Raw genomic sequence first — 18,080 nt, 5'->3', positions numbered from 1 at the left:
TTGACCCATTCTATCATGGGCGGCAAAATCGACTGGGTGATTATCATAACCCATGCGTTCATGCCCAGTTCGTTCATGCCCAGTTCGTTCATGCAAAATTCTTTGATAAATCTCTTCACGGTGTACAGCAATGTCTTTTGGCGCATTGACGCCCAGTCTGACTTGGTTACCTTTTACACCCAGTACGGTGACACTCACTTCGTCACCTATCATTAACGTTTCGCCAACACGGCGAGTCAAAATTAACATGCGTCACACTCCTTATGTCGCAACACGTACCATCAATGTCCTATGATGATTCAACGATAAATTAGCTAAATTCGTCAAATATATTATCATGTATCATTGCCCAATGATACGTTAAAGACAGACTGCAAGGGCATAATTTAAGCCAACTCATCATGCTTGGCGGCTATTTGCCAACAGTCAAAATAGGCATTGAGGGGTCAGTTGCGTTTGTGCCCAATAAACGAAATGCCATTATAAACGAAATGCGGAAGTAAAAAAAAGGTTAACACCCGCAAAACGCGGATATTAACCTTGTTTTTGTGGAGAATTACAAATTTATTATAATCCAGCAACCTTGCTTTCACCGTCTTCACGGTCAAGACCAAAAGCGGTATGTAACGCTTTAACCGCTTTTTCCAGTTGTTCTTCTTGAATCAGTACCGAGATTTTGATTTCGCTGGTAGAAATCATTTGGATATTGATGTTGTTTTCTGCCAGTGTTTCAAACATTTTGCTTGCCACGCCCGCATGTGAACGCATCCCAACGCCCACCAGTGATACTTTAACCACATTGTTGTTGCTCACGATTTCTTTGCCACCAATCTCCGCAAGATTGTCACCCAAAATCGCTAGGGTTTTATCAAAGTCACCACGGTTAACGGTAAAAGTAAAGTCAGTCAAACCGTTTTCTGCGATGTTTTGGATAATCATATCGATTTCGATATTGGCAGCACTGATTGGGCTTAAAATCGATGACGCAATACCAGGACGATCAGGCACTGCTAAGATAGATACTTTAGCTTCGTCACGGTTAAAGGCGATGCCCGAAATAATTGGTTGTTCCATGCTGTCTCCCTCATCGGTGGTAATTAATGTACCTACATTCTTTTTAAAATCATCATCGAATTTACCATCGGCGTTTTCATCAAAACTGGATAAAACACGCAGTGGTACTTGGTATTTTCCGGCAAATTCAACCGAGCGAATTTGCAATACTTTTGAGCCAAGGCTTGCCATTTCTAGCATTTCTTCAAAGGTGATTTTTGATAATTTTTTGGCTTTTGGTGTCACCCGTGGGTCAGTAGTATACACGCCGTCGACATCGGTATAGATTTGACATTCATCGGCAGATAGGGCAGCAGCCAGTGCAACGCCTGTGGTGTCCGAGCCACCCCGACCTAAGGTGTTGATGTCACCTTTTTCATCCACCCCTTGGAAACCCGCCACTACAACTACCATACCAGCATCGAGTGCGGCGCGAAGCTGACTATCATCGATATGTTGAATACGGGCTTTAGTATGACTGTCATCGGTACGAATCGCCACTTGTCCACCCGTCATTGACTTGGCGCTCACACCGATTTCATTTAATGCCATAGCAAGTAAAGAAATCGAGACTTGCTCACCGGTTGACACCATTTGGTCGTATTCGCGAGCGTTTGGCTCTTTACTGATTTGACGTGCCAAATCAATCAAGCGATTGGTCTCGCCACTCATGGCAGAGACGACAACCACCACCTGATGACCATTGTCATGCCAACGTTTGACGCGCTGTGCCACATTTTTGATACGTTCGACACTACCCATCGACGTACCACCGTATTTTTGTACGATTAAAGCCATTGTCAATACACCCTATAATATCGCGCACATTGTTTGCCATCGCTATCCAAGACTTGCCATACCAAGTCCTAATGGATTGCTTAGCAGATTGTTTACAATGTCACGAAACGTAAATTAAACGGTACTTTATACCATATTTCCCAATTTTGGGGCAAGGCAAAATTGCCAAAAATCCCCAAATGACTGGCTGAAAATTGGATGGGTAATGTGAACCAAAAGTTATCAGTTTAGGCAATCGGTTGTAGGGGTAGGGTTAAAGCGCGTTGCACGGCAGGGCGGTCATGCAGGTTTTTTGCCCAGCGTTGTAGATGGGTGTAGTCTTGCACTTGTAAAAACTCGCCAGCGTTATACAATTTGCCCAGTGCCAACTGACCATACCATGCCCAAATCGCGATATCCGCGATACTGTAGTCATTACCTACCATAAACGTGTGAGTCGCTAAATGTTGATCGAGTAAATCCAATTGGCGTTTGGTTTCCATGGTAAAGCGATTGATGGCGTATTCAAACTTCTCTGGGGCATATGCATAAAAATGTCCAAAGCCGCCACCGACATACGGTGCAGCGCCCATTTGCCAAAACAACCATGACAAACATTCGGCACGTTTGGCGGTGTCTGCTGGGATAAACTGCCCAAATTTTTCGGCAAGGTATAGCAAGATAGCGCCTGATTCAAACAGTTTAATCGGTGGATTAACGCTGTTATCCACCAGTGCAGGGATTTTAGAATTGGGATTGATGTCAACAAAATCTGAGCCAAATTGATCGCCATTCATGATGTCAATTTTGAAGGCATCATACTGGGCGCCTTCAATACCGAGCTCTGCCAACTCTTCAAGTAAGATATTGATTTTGATGCCATTTGGGGTATTTAAGCTGTAAAGCTGCAAAGGGTTGTTACCAATCGGTAAGTGTTGCTCGTGGGTTGCTCCTGCGGTAGGGCGGTTGGTACTGGCAAATTTGCCACCGTTTTGGCTATCGTTTGTCCAAATTTTTGGGGGCTGATAATGATTGTCCATGATGTTTCCTTATTGATTATGAGTATTTTAAAGCTATAAGTGTGTTTTAAAGCTTTTTTGGTTAATAGGATGTTAGATGTGATTATAGACACGACTATAGATGCGATTATAGGAACGATTATACACAATGTGCTTTAAGCTTTATGATACCGAATGTTTGGCTAAAGTAAATGGCGCTTTGATTAAGCCTAATTAAACTAACGCTTTATATAGCCGCATAAAAAAATAACCCCATAAAAAAAAGCCGAATAAGTCATTCGGCGTTTTTTTAGGGATAGTTTTAATTAGGCAAGTCGCTCAGCCAACCAATTTGGTAGCGCATCTAATACAGTTGGCAATCCTGCCACATCAGTTGCGCCGCCTTGGGCAAAGTCAGGTTTACCGCCCCCTTTACCGCCAAGTTGCTCGCTTAAGTGTTTGATGATATCGCCCGCTTTGATTTTGCTGGTTAAGTCTTTGCCGACACTGGCAGTCAGCGCAATTTTATCGTCAGCCACGCCCGCGAGCACCACGATGCCATCATGCAATTTTGACTTCATGTCATCGGCAATCGTGCGTAATGCTTTACCATCCATGCCTTGTAAACTTGCAATCAGCACTTTTTGTCCATTGATATCTTGCACGTTGTTGATTAAGTCTTTGGCTTGGCTGCTGGCCAATTTTTGCTGCAAACGCTCAAGCTGTTTTTCAAGGTCGCGTGTTTTGTCGGTCATTTGATTGACACGGTCGGCGATTTCGTCGCGCTTCGCTTTGAGTTGACTGGCAAGTTGATTGAGCTGTTTTTCACCTTGCTGCACATAGTTGACTGCACCCATGCCTGTCACCGCTTCGATACGGCGAATGCCTGCCGCGATACCTTGCTCACTGACGATTTTGAATAAGCCGATATCACCCGTGCGTTGTACATGCAGACCACCACATAGTTCGATGGAGAAAGGCTTGCCGTCTTTATCTATCGTACCCATCGACAATACGCGAACCGTGTCACCATATTTTTCACCAAACAGTGCCATCGCGCCTTTGTCTTGCGCTTGCGTCATGCTGAGCATTTCTACAGTGGCAGGTTGGTTGGCAAGGATTTGTTGGTTAACGATGTTTTCAATGGTGATAATGTCTTGCTCAGTCAAGGCTTTGTCATACGAGAAGTCAAAACGCAACACCTCACTATTGACCAATGACCCTTTTTGGGTGACGCCTGTACCCAGATGCTCACGAAGGGCGGCGTGCAGTAGGTGAGTGGCGGAGTGGTTTTTGGCACTCATGGCGCGTACTTGGCTTGCAACGCGTGCTTCGCTTGACTGACCCTGGCGGATACTGCCCATTTTGACCACGCCATAATGAATGATGGCTTGACCAGATTTTTTGGTGTCTTGAACTTCAAATACACCGGTTTCGGTTTGGATGTCACCCAATTCACCCGCTTGACCACCGCCTTCAGCATAAAAAGGCGTTGCCGATAATACAATGACCCCTTCATCGCCTTCCTGCAATTGTTCAGCAGATTTGCCCTCAAGGTATAAATGGGTGATAGTGCTGCTGTGTTCTGCTTTGTCATACCCCAAAAATTCAGTGGCACTGTCGACTTGAATCAATTGGTTGTAATCAACGCCAAATTTACCCGCTTCACGGGCGCGGGCGCGTTGCTGCGCCATGCCTTGCTCAAAACCGGCTTCATCAATGCTGATGTCGCGTTCGCGCACGATATCGGCCGTCAAATCGGCAGGGAAACCATACGTGTCGTACAATTTAAACACGGTTGCACCCGACAACGTATCGCCAGATTTTAAGTTATCTAATTCTTGGGATAGCAGTTTAAGACCTTGTGATAGGGTTTTGGCAAATTGCTCTTCTTCTTTTAAGATGGCTTGCTCAATGTTGGCTTGCTGTTCCCGAAGCTGTGGGTAGGCGTCGCCCATGATTTGGGCAAGTGGCGCGACGAGCTTATAAAAGAAGTTGTCATTAGCGCCTAATTTATTGCCATGACGAACCGCGCGGCGGATGATACGACGCAGCACATAACCACGGCCTTCATTGCTTGGCAGTACGCCATCTGCAATTAAGAAGGAAACCGAGCGGATATGGTCGGCAAGCACTTTGAGTGATGGCTCAGACTGTAAGTCGATATCGTTTGGCAAGCCGATCACTTGCGCCGCGTGCTGCATGAGATGGGTAAACATATCGATTTCATAGTTGCTATGCACGCCTTGCATGATGGCACTAATACGCTCTAAACCCATTCCCGTATCGACACTTGGCGCAGGCAGTTTTTCAAGTGTGCCGTCTTTTTGGCGGTTAAACTGCATAAAGACATTGTTCCAAATCTCGACAAAACGGTCGCCGTCTTCTTCAGGTGTACCTGGCAGACCGCCCCAAATATGCTCGCCGTGGTCATAAAATACTTCGGTACAAGGACCACAAGGACCTGTGTCACCCATTGCCCAAAAGTTATCCGATTGGTATTGACCGCCTTTATTATCCCCAATACGGATGATACGCTCGGCAGGCAAGCCTACCACATTATGCCAAATATCAAAGGCTTCATCATCGGTGTGATACACGGTGACATACAGCTTGTCTTTTGGCAGACCAAGCCATTTATCCGATGTCAAAAACTCCCAACAAAATGGGATGGCTTGTTGTTTAAAATAATCGCCAAACGAAAAATTACCGAGCATCTCAAAAAATGTATGGTGACGCGCGGTATAGCCGACATTATCAAGGTCATTGTGTTTACCGCCTGCGCGCACACATTTTTGCGACGATACCGCACGTTTATAATCGCGTTTGTCTATCCCTAAGAACACATCTTTAAATTGGTTCATACCGGCATTGGTGAATAGCAGGGTAGGGTCATTGTGTGGGACTAGGCTCGATGATGCCACTGGGGTATGACCATTTTCGGCAAAATAATTGATAAAAGCTTGACGTATATCGGCTGAAGAAAACGGACGGCTCACAGCGGCTCCTTAAGATATTTCAAAATTAAATTTGGCATATATTATCAAAAAAATGTAAACATTGTATTTTAGCAGAATTCATTCGATGTGGATAATGCTTTTATAGATAGCACCTTTTATAAACCGCACCTTTTAACAGCCATACTTTTTATAAAATGCACATTGAATCTAGAACCTTGGGCAAAAGTATGAGGTTTGCAACGTTTTTCATGGGGCTAAAAAAAAGACCGATAAGTACCATCGATCTTTTTTGATAATTCTTTTTTGCCAATTTTTTTATAGCAATGTAGTTGGAAGTAAAAATTACCGCTCTACTTGACTGACATCACGCACTGCGCCGGTATCCGCGCTGGTTGTCATCGCTGCATACGCCCGCAAGGCGGCTGACACTTGGCGCTCACGATTCACAGGTTTCCAAGCTTGGTTGCCACGGCTCACCATCGCTTCTCGGCGTTTTTCAAGTTCGGCAAAATCAACCGCCAAATGAATCGAGCGATTAGGGATATCAATCTCGATGGTATCGCCTTCATTGACCAAACCGATGGTACCGCCTTCAGCGGCTTCTGGGCTGACGTGACCGATGGATAAACCCGACGTACCCCCTGAGAAACGACCATCGGTAAGTAGCGCACAGGCTTTACCTAGACCTTTTGATTTTAGGTAAGACGTCGGATACAACATCTCTTGCATACCAGGACCGCCTTTCGGACCTTCATAGCGAATCACAACGACATCACCGGCGACAATTTGGTCTGCCAAAATCGCTGCGACGGCGTCATCTTGGCTCTCAAAAACACGGGCACGACCGGTAAATTTTAGGATGCTGTCATCCACGCCCGCTGTTTTGACCACACAGCCACGTTCAGCGATATTACCAAATAATACTGCCAAACCGCCGTCTTGTGAGTAGGCAAATTCTTTGCTGCGGATACAGCCAGATTCGCGGTTGACATCAAGATTTGACCACGCATTGTTTTGGCTAAAGGCTTGCGTGGTGCGTACCCCACCTGGGGCTGCAATATAACGCTCACGTGCCTCGGTATTATCAGGATTCATGATATCCCATTGGCTCAGCGCCGCTTTGAGTGAAGTACTATGAACGGTGGGGACATCGGTTTGCAGCAGGTTTGCGCGATCAAGCTCGGCTAAAATTGCTATTACCCCGCCAGCGCGGTGCACGTCTTCCATATGGTATTTTTGCGTCGCCGGGGCAACTTTTGATAGACAAGGCACACGGCGACTTAGACGGTCAATATCCGCCATTTTAAAATCTACTTGGGCTTCATGGGCAGCGGCAAGCAAATGTAGAATCGTGTTGGTTGAGCCACCCATGGCGATATCAAGGCTCATGGCGTTTTCAAATGCCGCTTTGGTCGCAATTGAGCGTGGCAATACGCTGGCGTCATCTTGCTCATAATAACGTTTGGCAAGTGTTACGATACGGCGACCTGCTTCTAAGAATAAATCTTTACGTTTGGCGTGAGTGGCAAGTAACGAGCCATTGCCAGGCAGGGATAAGCCTAACGCTTCGGTCAAACAGTTCATCGAGTTGGCAGTGAACATACCTGAGCATGAACCACAAGTTGGGCAAGCCGAGCGCTCAGTTTGTGCCACATCTTCGTCACTAATCAAGTCATCTGCTGCATCAATCATGGCGTCGACTAGGTCAAGTTTGCGAATTTTTTCACCCAATTCATTCATCACGGTTTCATGGGTGGTATGTCCATCGCCCAACGTAGATGCCAATACTTTGCCCGCTTCCATTGGACCGCCCGACACAAAAATCGTTGGGATATTAAGGCGCATCGCTGCCATCAGCATACCAGGGGTGATTTTATCGCAGTTGGAGATACAAACCAGCGCATCGGCGCAGTGGGCATTGACCATATACTCCACGCTATCGGCGATTAAATCACGGCTTGGCAAGCTATAGAGCATACCCAAGTGACCCATGGCGATACCATCATCCACCGCAATGGTGTTAAATTCTTTGGCAACACCACCTGCTGCTTCAATCTCGCGGGCAACCAGCTGACCCAAGTCTTTTAGGTGTACGTGACCGGGTACAAACTGGGTAAACGAGTTGGCAATCGCGATAATCGGTTTGTTAAAGTCCTCATCTGTCATACCGGTTGCACGCCAAAGTGCGCGTGCACCCGCCATATTGCGGCCAGACGTGGAGGTTTTTGAGCGATATTGTGGCATGGTTGTTCCTTATTTCTAACAGTCAATACAAGTGATAAATTTAGCACTTAGTGTACTCTGTCTCGACCAAAAGGGCTAGTCATGGCTCATGATAGATAGTTATAATTGGTTTTAAAGAATGGCATATTAGCCACCCTTATCATTGCTATATCACGGCTATCATTCAACCGTATCTCTCAACAGTATCTAATAAAAACTCATCAAAAGGATTTTATTTTGACCAATCCCACCTTAAGCATTACCGATGTCATCCGGCAAAGTCTGGCATTTTTAAGTAAAGATAGCCTAAGCAAAAATGATTCAAGCAAACACGATTTAAGCAAAGATAAAAATGCCGCATTAAAAAATCAGCCGTTCACTGGGCTGATTATTGGTGATGACACGCAGTCGGTTTTTAGCCAAATTCAAGCCATTGATGAAGCTATTGGTCAAGCCGTGAGTTGGGAAGCGTTTGATTATCAAGCGTTTATCGCACATCGGTTTGCCAAGCGCTATGACTTGGCAGTGATAATATTATCAAACGATAGCGCTATTGATACCCAAATCATTCAGCGCTGTCGCGATTTGTTTGCCAAGCATTGTTTGGTGGTGCAAGACTTATCCCAGCCAGCAACAGGTGTGGATGTGGCGAGCTTTGGCTTTAGCCGATTACATGAGCAGCCGATTGTGGAAAATGACCAAGATCACCATGCAACCAGCTACCAAGTATGGCAATTTAATCTGTTTGACTATAAACATTTGCCAGATTGGTTTAATAGCAAGTTTTGGGCAAACCCTGAATTATGGAATAAATTTCGTTGGTAGCGGTTGTAGACACAACTTTAGACAACTTGTTTTGTTACCACTAATCTTATCTTATAAAAGGTGATTTCTTCAGCTATTCGTTTAATCCAAAAATTAAACTACTTTGAGAATTTCGAGGAAAAGTTGGCTAAATTTACAGTAATACTGTTTACAAAAAGCGCGAGATTGATTTACTCTATCGAAAAGTAACAAAATAGGTAAACGCGTTAAATAATAATTTTTGAGGAAAGACTATGAAATTAACGATACTAAAAGTAGTAAGCGCTGCTGCGATGATGGCAACCATCGCCTTAACAGGGTGTTCTGCCAAACGTACTGGCACGTCTGAAGTGGTGGTTGCGCCGATGGGCGTTCCCGGTGGTGTAGGCTACTATAACGGTGGCGCTGTGGTAACAAACTCGACGTCAGTCATCACTGCCGCGGGTGCTAACCCAAATACCGTGTATTTCGGCTTTGATAGCAGTGAAATCGACGCTCAAGGTCAAGCTGTGTTAAATCAACAAGCGCAATTCTTACAAGCCAACCCAAGTGCCCGTGTCGCCATTGCTGGTCACACCGATGAGCGTGGTAGCCGTGAATATAATCTGGCATTGGGTGAGCGCCGTGCCCAAGCCGCACAGGCCTATTTAGCTACGTCAGGGGTATCAGCTTCACGTATGGAAGCCATCAGCTATGGTGAAGACCAACCTGCTGATCCCGGTCATGACGAATCAGCATGGGCAAAAAACCGCCGTGCAGAAATTTCTTACTAAGTATTTCTTAGTGAGTAAAAGACAAACAAAAAAACCTGTTGATTCAACAGGTTTTTTTGTGGTTAATAGCAGCTTATTTTACCAGTTGTACGGTACCGTTGGCAGTGACCGTAATGGTGCTATCGCCCGCTTGGAAGTTTTGGTCAGCGACTTTAGCACTGGCGGCTTCTAGCATCATTACACTGCCATACGCACGCGGTGCACGATAATCGCCCCCTTGACTAAACTCCAACGAAACTAATTGATAGCCTTTTGCGCCCCACACAGGCATTAGCGTTTGCGCTTGGCGCTGGAAGTTTTTGGAAGCTTCCATCATCAATTCTTGCTCGGTGGCTTTGCGCGCGGCATCAGACACGCTAAAGTCTAATCCATCAAGGGTCATAAAACTTTGCAATTCGGCAATCAATTTGCTAGCGGCGACTGTGTCGGTGCTTTTTAAATTCAAGCTTGCAGTCCCCGTCCAACCAATGATTTTTTGGTTTTTATCATATTGTGGATAGGTGGTTTGGTTGCCCGTACTGACTTGCACTTGTGGGTATTTTTTGGCAATCGCAACCGCTTGGTTCAACGTGGTAGCGATTTGATTAGCCACCTCACTGCTTGATTTGTTTTGCACAGTTTTGCTAAGGGTAGCATTGATTTGGTCATTGCTGACTTTTTTACTCGCTGAGGCAGCAAAGTTAAGCAAGCCGTAGTTTAAAGTATGGGTCATGGATGAGTTCGCAGGGGATGGATTCACAGGGTAGGTAGCGGCTGAAACACTGGTAAAAGGTAATAGCATCGCCATAGCAAGCAAGCTGGCTGCAATACCTTTGGTCATTGTATGATTGGCATGCACTTTATGATTGGGATGGTTATTAGTCGTGGTGCTTAAATGTGTCATAATGTTTCCTATTGTTTTTTTCCTAGTTTTTTCTAGTGGTTCTTTATATAGGTTGGCATGAATTTTTTGCTGATTAAACTGCTATTTAGCTTATTAAATATGTTGTTAAATGGGCATTATAAAATATTTTGTAACATTTGTAGCGCAAGAATTGTAGAAAAAGGGTAAGAAATTCGACAAAAATTTACCCAAATGTTGCTTGCTGATGGTTTAGCGTGTGAAAAAGTGAAATAAATACAAAAATTTGGCGTATATGATAAAAATAGTTTGCATTTGGACGCCAAATTCTCTAGAATACCGCTTCGGTAACCCCATTGGTAGCTTCGCAACTAGCTGCTGTGAACCCCGCCAGGACCGGAAGGTAGCAACGGTAGCAGCCAGTCAGTGTGCCGAAGATGTGCTAGTGGGGTTATCACTTTTTTAAGTAGGTGTTTTTGATGCCTATTTCACTTGGTAAGTTTTTTAATTGCGAAAGAAAACTGACCAATAATGACTCATATACGCTACCTAAACGCTAAGAGCAACGTCAATTTTCCAATTAATCTAGCTTATCCATCTGCCTATATATCATGCGCGCCATTGTAAGCGCTGATAATCTTCCGATGATAACCTAATATTTAGCATTGTATTTTTTTAAGCATTCTTGTGAATGCCGCGATACGAACTTTTTGATGGTTTTACTGTTTCAAAAGTTTTGATAAGTCTGACAGTAGGTTTTGTCGCTATTTTTATAGCGAAAATAAGTCTTACAGACACGATTACAATGCTTTAAAGCGATTAACACGATATTTGTGATTAATGATAGCTGATAATTTTGCCTATTCATTTTGCTTATCCATTTTGAAAGTGCAGTCAGCTTGAGGGCTTTTGCTTGTTGCGTGTTTTCAATCAAGGTTACCACCGACACCTTGATTAACTTATTTTTTAAGGACTTACATGACTGATTTTAATTCAACCACAGATTTTGCTGATAACTCAATCGATAATTTTTTTAACCACAGCCAAGCCAACAGCAATCAGCCTACTGACAAGACCCTAGTTGATGATTCAGAAGCAACTGCGCCAACGTCTGACGATGCTAACCCTAGCGAAAATGGTTTTACCGCACTGGGTCTTTCAGGTTCATTACTAAAAAGTATTGTCGCAACGGGTTATACCACACCAACGCCTATCCAAGCGCGCGCGATTCCTGCTGCATTAGCGGGTCGTGATTTGCTATTATCCGCACAAACAGGTAGTGGTAAAACTGCCGCGTTTGTATTACCAATTTTGCATCAATTAAGTGAACTACAAGCCAAAGAAAAAGCGGCAGAAAAGACCGCAAGTGGCAAACGTGGTCGCCAACAGCCAAAAGTGGTACAAGCTTTGATTTTGACACCGACGCGTGAGCTTGCCAACCAAGTTCAAGACAGTATCCGTCGTTATGGCTCAGCCATGAAAGATTTGTACAGTGTGCCACTTGTGGGTGGTGCGGCATACAGTGGTCAAATTCGCGCGCTAAAAAAAGGCGTGCAAATCATCGTGGCGACGCCGGGTCGTTTGCTAGATCATATCAATGCCCAGCGTGTAAATCTCTCTGATTTGACTATGTTGGTACTTGATGAAGCAGACCGTATGCTAGACATGGGTTTTGCCGATGATATCAATGCGATTTTGGAAGCCACACCCGCGCATCGCCAAACCATCATGTCATCTGCGACATGGGATGGTCCAGTCGGTAAAATCGCTGAAAGCTTTACCAAAGACCCAGAGCGTATCAACATCAAAGTTGAAACCGCACACATCGATGAAAAAGTGTACTTCTGTGACAACTTTGACCACAAAAATAAATTATTAGAGCAGCTGATCTGTGACCCAGAGCGTGGTCAAGCGATTATCTTTACCGCGACCAAACGCAGCAGTGAAGAAGTCGCTGAGCGCCTACAACAATGGGAACACAAAGCCTGTTATCTGCATGGTGACTTGCCACAAAGCAAGCGTAATCGTATCGTTTCAGATTTACGCAGTGGCAAATTTGACATCGTGGTAGCAACAGACGTGGCAGCACGTGGTCTTGATTTACCTAATATTACCCATGTATTTAACTATGATTTACCGCGCCAAGTGGAAGACTATGTGCATCGTATCGGTCGCTCAGGTCGTGCTGGTCGTACTGGTATTGCTATCAACCTATGTAGCCGCGATGACCGTCGTCAATTTGGCAATATTGCCCGTTACCTAAAACGTGATATCAATGAAGCGCAAGTTGAAGGTTTAGAACCGCGTTTTGTGGAAAAATTTGAAGGTCGTGGTAAGCCTAATGGTCGTGATGGTCGCGGTCGTGGTCGCAGCGGCAGTGATAGCCGTGGCGGTCGCTCACAACGTTTTGCTGGTTCAAGCGATAGACCTTCGAGCGAGCGTCGTTTTGCGGACAAGCCACGTTTTGACAACCAAGAACGCTATGGCAAATCAGCGAGCAACGATAGTTCGGCACGTTTTGAAAAACGCGAGCGTTTTGACAAAGGTCACCAAGGCAACAGCGATAGTCGTTTTGGGCGTGATGATGCGAGTGCGCCGCGTCGTCATCGTGATTCAGATAACCGTCATGGCAATAGTCAGGGCGATTTTCACCGCGCCGCTAAATCATCGGACAAACCAAATTTTGACCGTGATTCACGCCAAGGTAATCGTGAGCCTCGCCAAGGTGAGTATGCAGATCGTCGCCGCGATGATAACCGTAGCTTTAACAAAGATGGCTTTAAAGGCTATCAAGGTGATAAGCCACGTTACAACACTGACCGTAACAGCAGTGAGCGTCATGGCGAGCGTCCTAACCGCTTTGAAAAAAATGACCGGTTTGGTGACAAACCTTTTGCCAAAAAGACCGACCGCTCTAGCGAGTTTCGTGGTGATGACCGCGCTCGCAAGCCACGTCCAATCGTAGAAGAAACCTTTGGTCAACCGCTTAAAAAACGTAGCGACAGACCGTATCCGGCAAAAGAGGGTCAACGTGCGGGTGATTCACGCTCAAACGGGTTTAAATCTGAGGGTTTCAAAAAATCAGATAAACCATTTGCTGGTAAATCGTCAAGATCGGAAGGATTTAAGTCATCGTCTGACCGTTACGCCTCATCAAGCAAGCCATCAGCTAAACCTGCTGGCAAACAAGATGGTTGGGATGCCCCAAAACGTAGCCGTCGCAATAGCACAGGCAAACCGCTATAAGCTATGATCAGTAAAAAAAAGCACCGAATTGGGTGCTTTTTTTTGGGTAGCTTATTTTGGCTTGTCATCAGACTGGGCAAATTTTATCCGGCTGTGTAGTTTTTGTGGGGCGTTGTGTTATTGGCAAAATTCGCCAACGGTTTGATACAGTTGTTTGCATTGCTCAGGGCACAGATTTTCCATGTTTAAGAACGCGTGCGGCATATCGGCAAAATGGACGAGTTGGGATGGCGCCCCTGCGGCTTGTAATACCTCATGATAGCCGATATCTTCATCACGCAGCGGACAATAACCAGCCGTTAGGTGCAGTGTCTTTGGGGCTTGATACGGCGAATGATGTAGTAGGGTAGCCATATCGGTCCAAAACGGTGAGCTCAGCTCACGGTCATCATACGCTGAAAAATAATTGTCAAAATACCAGCGGATTTTGCTGGATTCCAGTAAATAACCCGTGCCATTTTCCTCAATCGAGGGCTGTGACATGGTGTAATCTAGACTGGCATAAATCAAAATTTGATGGGTGATAGCTAAGTCTGTGCTCACACGGTTGGCAAGCCAATCTTGCACCAAGCTGGCAGTAATCGCACCGCCACCGCTATCACCTGCTATGATAAGCTTGCCGTTACAGGCATAACCGACTTGCTGTAGGGTCGCTGTTAAATACGTTAAAATCGCGTGGGCATCATCAATCGCCGCAGGGTAGCGGTTTTCTGGTGCCAGGCGATATTCGGGCGCTACCACCGCACAGCCTGTCGCTTCGGCCAATTTTTTATAGAGTTTATCATACACGGTGACGCTCCCTGCCATGCCACCACCACCATGAAAATACACCATTACCGGCACGTCAGCCGCTGCTTGTTCATTTGGCAGGGGGCAGTTGCTCGGTACAAATAGCCTAAGTGATACGTTATAACCACGAAAATTGCTTGGCGTCACCAGCACCGTATCGATGATTTTTGCCATGTTGGGTGCGTCAGTGACAAATGCGGTTGTCAAATTGGCTAACGCCTCACGTGCGTTGATGGCATTGGGCTGAACGCCTTGCGCTAACAGATACGGAACAATCACTTGATGCAGCTGTGTCAAATACGCTTGCATGGCAGCGGGCATTGGCTGTTTTAAATTCTCCGGCATAATTCAATCCTATTGATTTTAAGGTTAACTTCCACAATGTGCTAAATATTACTGCAGTTTTGTCATGGCTGGATAGTCATGTTTTGAAAAATACTGATGTTTTGACAAACAGCCATGGGTTAAAAATATTACACGCTAGGACGCCAAATTTGTCATTGAAGGCCTTTAAATACCTTTAATTAACGTGAAGGGCTTGCAAAGTACGGCTTAGGGTTAAACTTCTTTTAACAATAAATACCGCGCTTTAGTGCTAGTATAGGCATTTTTATGACAGGCAATACTTTGTAAAAAGGTCACCTATGACTTCTCAAGCACAACATGCCACTGGGCATTTAGATTCTTCCAATCATTTCACTGATACTGATACTCACACACTAACATCCATTAACTTAACTAGCCGCAATCCACCCCATAGCCAACCGCAAAATCAACCGCCTTCTCAACAACCGCCCTCTCAACAACCGAATGCCAAACCACCGACAATGCCACCCTCATTGATAGTCAAAATCATGATTGGCATGATTGGCGCGTTTGCATTTTTGCAGGTTTATTCGATTCAAGCGATTTTGCCGATTATGATGCAAGCGTTCTCAGCGACCGAAACGCAAGTGGGCATGACAGTTGGGGCGACGGTGATTGCCATTGCCATGATGTCACCGTTTATGGGGATGTTGTCTGATGCCGTGGGTCGTAAAAATATCATTGTGGCATCCATTGCCTTTATGGCAATACCCACGATGATGATTGGGCTGTCTGACTCACTCTCTAGCATCGTTATTTGGCGATTTATGCAAGGGTTGGCGGTACCTGGCATTACAGTGGTGACGATTGCCTATGTCGGGGAAGAGTACGCCGGCAAAGAGATGGCAAAAATGATGTCCTATTATGTCTCAGGTACAGTATTTGGGGGATTTTTAGGGCGCTTTATCTTGGGGCATTTAGAAGAGCTTATCGGCTGGGAAAAAGGCTTTTTGTTCATGGGCGTGTTAACGGTGTTAGGCGCTGGCTTGGTGGCTTGGTTATTACCGCGCTCACGTCATTTTCATGCCAACCCAAATTTTACATCGGCGCTGCACATGCTAAGTAAACATCTGCGCAACCGTTATGTGGTGACCGCAGGACTGCTTGGCGCATGCGTGTTGTTTTCATTAGTGGGCTGTTTTACCTATGTTAATTTGCACTTGGCAAACGCACCCTACAATCTATCGAGTGCAGGGCTTGCTAACATTTTTGCGGTGTATTTGATTGGGGTCGTGGTCACACCGATTGCAAGTAGTTTAATTGCCAAATACGGCGCTGCCCGTATGGTGCGCGTGGCGGTGATGATTTCGATGATGGGCGTGCTGATGACACTGGCTGCGCCTATCTCCTTGGTGATTGTAGCGCTTGCGGTGATGTCGACCGGGGTGTTTATTACCCAATCGGCGACCATTACTTATATCGCGGTGAATGTCAAAGAAGGGCGGTCGCTGGCGTCAGGTTTATATTATATGGCGTACTACATCGGTGGTAGTATCGGAGCGTGGGCGTGTGGTCTGGCATATGCACAAGGCAAATGGCTATATACAGTCTATACGCTGCTGGCTGTACAAGTCATCGCTTTACTGATTGCATTTTTTGGGTTAATTAAAATCCCAATCAAAAGATAATCATTCATCACAAAAATAAACCCCAGTCAATGGGGCTTATTTTTTTAACGGCTGTTAAATGAAAGTATTGAAGCATTCACATATTAAAATTAGGGTACAAAGCGATCATGGTTGGGATGTTCGCCAAATTCTTTACGGTACTTGGCTGAAATTTCATCCCAAATAGGCGCATTGTGTACGCCATTGGCGCGCGCATCATAGATAGGATCTTTGCCTTGTTTGACCTGTGCTTCATAATCGCGCAGTGCAGCAAACGCAGGTTTTTGCAAGAATAAGATACCAATGATGTTGAGCCATGCCATCAAACCAACGCCCAAGTCACCCAATGCCCATGCCAAGTCGGCGGTTTTTAAGCAGCTATAAATTACCACAAATAAAATCACTACTTTGAGTACAGGGATTGCCCAATTTAGCTTTACGGTACGAGTGAGATAACGGATATTGGTTTCTGCAATATAGTAGTAAGCCATGATGGTAGTGAAGGCAAAGAAGAATAGCGCAACCGCCACAAACACTGCGCCAAAACCTGGCATGATGTTTTCCATCGCAGTTTGCACATAACCTGGACCTGCGGCAACGCCTTTAACCCCTTGATACAAGAAGGCTTCTTTGCTGGCAGGGTCTTGTACGTTGTACATACCAGTAATGATTAGCATGAAACCTGTCGCCGAACAAACAAATAACGTATCGACATACACTGAAAACGCTTGTACTAAGCCTTGTTTGGCTGGGTGTGACACATCAGCGGCTGCCGATGGGTGAGGACCTGTACCTTGACCTGCTTCATTGGAGTAAACGCCACGTTTCACACCCCATTGGATGGCAAGACCCAACACAGCACCAAACGTAGAATCCATACCAAACGCAGAGCGGAAAATCAACGCTAGCACATCAGGTAATTGACCGATATGCATGATGATAATAACAATCGCCACGATGATGTAGGCAAGTGCCATAAAAGGTACAATCACCTCAGCGGAGGAGGCAATACGTTTGACACCACCAAAGATGATAAAGCCAAGTAGTGCCGCAATTACCGCGGCTGAAATGCTAGGTGCGATACCCAGTGAATTATTCATCGCTTCAGCAATCGAATTGGCCTGTACACCGGGTAACAATAAACCACAAGCGGCGATTGCCGATATCGCAAATAACACGGCATACCATTTTTGCCCTAGTGCTTTTTCAAAATAATAGGCTGGACCACCGATAAAAAAGCCTTTATCATCACGTTCTTTATAAATCTGCGCAAGCGTTGACTCAACGAATGCGGTACTTGCACCCAAGAACGCTACCATCCACATCCAAAATAATGCACCAGGACCACCAAACGTAATCGCTGTTGCGACACCGGCAATGTTACCTGTACCCACACGACCTGCGAGTGACATAGCGAGTGCTTGAAATGAGGACACACCCTGATCGGTGCTTTTGCCGTCCATCAGCAATCGAATCATGCGACCAAAATGGCGCACTTGTAAAAAACGACCACGAATTGAAAAATATAAACCAACCAATAAACATAGATAGATTAATGCGGGACTCCATACCCAATCATTAATCGCATTGACAAAATCTTGCATAACCTTATCTCCCACTACCGTAGAAAGCTAAAATCCCAT

10 protein-coding genes, 1 other RNA gene and 2 pseudogenes are annotated in these 18,080 nt (G+C 45.3%); 5 read left to right on the top strand and 8 right to left on the bottom strand.

The window, feature by feature from the left end; genetic code table 11:
* Positions 1 to 45 precede the first annotated feature (45 nt).
* The 5 genes and pseudogenes from csrA to ilvD all read right to left on the bottom strand — a co-directional run.
* Positions 46 to 249: pseudogene (gene csrA, locus ACH0AB_RS02200) on the bottom strand (carbon storage regulator CsrA); the annotation flags it as partial.
* A 318-nt stretch (positions 250 to 567) separates the two neighbouring features.
* Positions 568 to 1,851 carry an aspartate kinase gene (locus tag ACH0AB_RS02195; protein WP_007115684.1) on the bottom strand — a complete coding sequence of 428 codons (1,284 nt, stop codon included), beginning with the start codon at positions 1,849 to 1,851 and terminating at the stop codon, positions 568 to 570.
* 227 nt (positions 1,852 to 2,078) lie between these two features.
* Positions 2,079 to 2,870, bottom strand: coding sequence for a glutathione-dependent disulfide-bond oxidoreductase (gene yghU, locus ACH0AB_RS02190; protein WP_406876984.1), 792 nt, complete (start codon positions 2,868 to 2,870; stop codon positions 2,079 to 2,081).
* A gap of 284 nt (positions 2,871 to 3,154) precedes the next feature.
* Positions 3,155 to 5,827, bottom strand: coding sequence for an alanine--tRNA ligase (alaS, locus tag ACH0AB_RS02185; protein WP_406876982.1), 2,673 nt, complete (start codon positions 5,825 to 5,827; stop codon positions 3,155 to 3,157).
* Between the two features lie 303 nt (positions 5,828 to 6,130).
* On the bottom strand, positions 6,131 to 8,032 hold the full coding sequence (gene ilvD / locus ACH0AB_RS02180; protein WP_406876981.1) for a dihydroxy-acid dehydratase: 1,902 nt from the start codon (positions 8,030 to 8,032) through the stop codon (positions 6,131 to 6,133).
* A 216-nt stretch (positions 8,033 to 8,248) separates the two neighbouring features.
* On the opposite strand from ilvD, the gene ACH0AB_RS02175 reads away from it, so the two are divergent.
* The gene (locus tag ACH0AB_RS02175) at positions 8,249 to 8,836 is read left to right on the top strand and encodes a DUF6231 family protein (protein WP_406876980.1); all 588 of its coding nucleotides are present in this window, start codon (positions 8,249 to 8,251) and stop codon (positions 8,834 to 8,836) included.
* A gap of 233 nt (positions 8,837 to 9,069) precedes the next feature.
* A complete protein-coding gene (gene pal, locus ACH0AB_RS02170; protein ID WP_007115689.1) occupies positions 9,070 to 9,588 on the top strand; it encodes a peptidoglycan-associated lipoprotein Pal in 519 nt (172 codons plus the stop codon).
* Positions 9,589 to 9,661: 73 nt separating this feature from the next.
* Here pal and ACH0AB_RS02165 read toward each other — a convergent pair whose 3' ends face one another.
* A complete protein-coding gene (locus ACH0AB_RS02165) occupies positions 9,662 to 10,471 on the bottom strand; it encodes an SIMPL domain-containing protein (RefSeq protein WP_406876979.1) in 810 nt (269 codons plus the stop codon).
* Positions 10,472 to 10,783: 312 nt separating this feature from the next.
* On the opposite strand from ACH0AB_RS02165, the gene ffs reads away from it, so the two are divergent.
* An RNA gene (ffs, locus tag ACH0AB_RS02160) (signal recognition particle sRNA small type) lies at positions 10,784 to 10,880 on the top strand.
* A gap of 527 nt (positions 10,881 to 11,407) precedes the next feature.
* Positions 11,408 to 12,985, top strand: a pseudogene (locus ACH0AB_RS02155) (DEAD/DEAH box helicase); the annotation flags it as partial.
* A gap of 807 nt (positions 12,986 to 13,792) precedes the next feature.
* Here ACH0AB_RS02155 and ACH0AB_RS02150 read toward each other — a convergent pair.
* The gene (locus ACH0AB_RS02150; protein ID WP_406876978.1) at positions 13,793 to 14,809 is read right to left on the bottom strand and encodes an alpha/beta hydrolase; all 1,017 of its coding nucleotides are present in this window, start codon (positions 14,807 to 14,809) and stop codon (positions 13,793 to 13,795) included.
* A gap of 482 nt (positions 14,810 to 15,291) precedes the next feature.
* Here ACH0AB_RS02150 and ACH0AB_RS02145 point away from each other — a divergent pair, with 482 nt between their 5' ends.
* On the top strand, positions 15,292 to 16,458 hold the full coding sequence (locus ACH0AB_RS02145) for an MFS transporter (protein WP_406877059.1): 1,167 nt from the start codon (positions 15,292 to 15,294) through the stop codon (positions 16,456 to 16,458).
* A gap of 89 nt (positions 16,459 to 16,547) precedes the next feature.
* Here ACH0AB_RS02145 and ACH0AB_RS02140 read toward each other — a convergent pair whose 3' ends face one another.
* Positions 16,548 to 18,041, bottom strand: coding sequence for an alanine/glycine:cation symporter family protein (locus tag ACH0AB_RS02140; protein WP_406876976.1), 1,494 nt, complete (start codon positions 18,039 to 18,041; stop codon positions 16,548 to 16,550).
* Positions 18,042 to 18,080 lie beyond the last annotated feature (39 nt).

The organism is Moraxella sp. 179-F 1C4 NHS (genome assembly GCF_045370505.1).
In the GTDB taxonomy this organism is placed as follows: Bacteria; Pseudomonadota; Gammaproteobacteria; order Pseudomonadales; family Moraxellaceae; genus Faucicola; species Faucicola tetraodonis.
The sequence above is the reverse complement of the archived record's forward strand: the minus strand, read 5'-3'. Positions and strand labels throughout refer to the sequence as shown.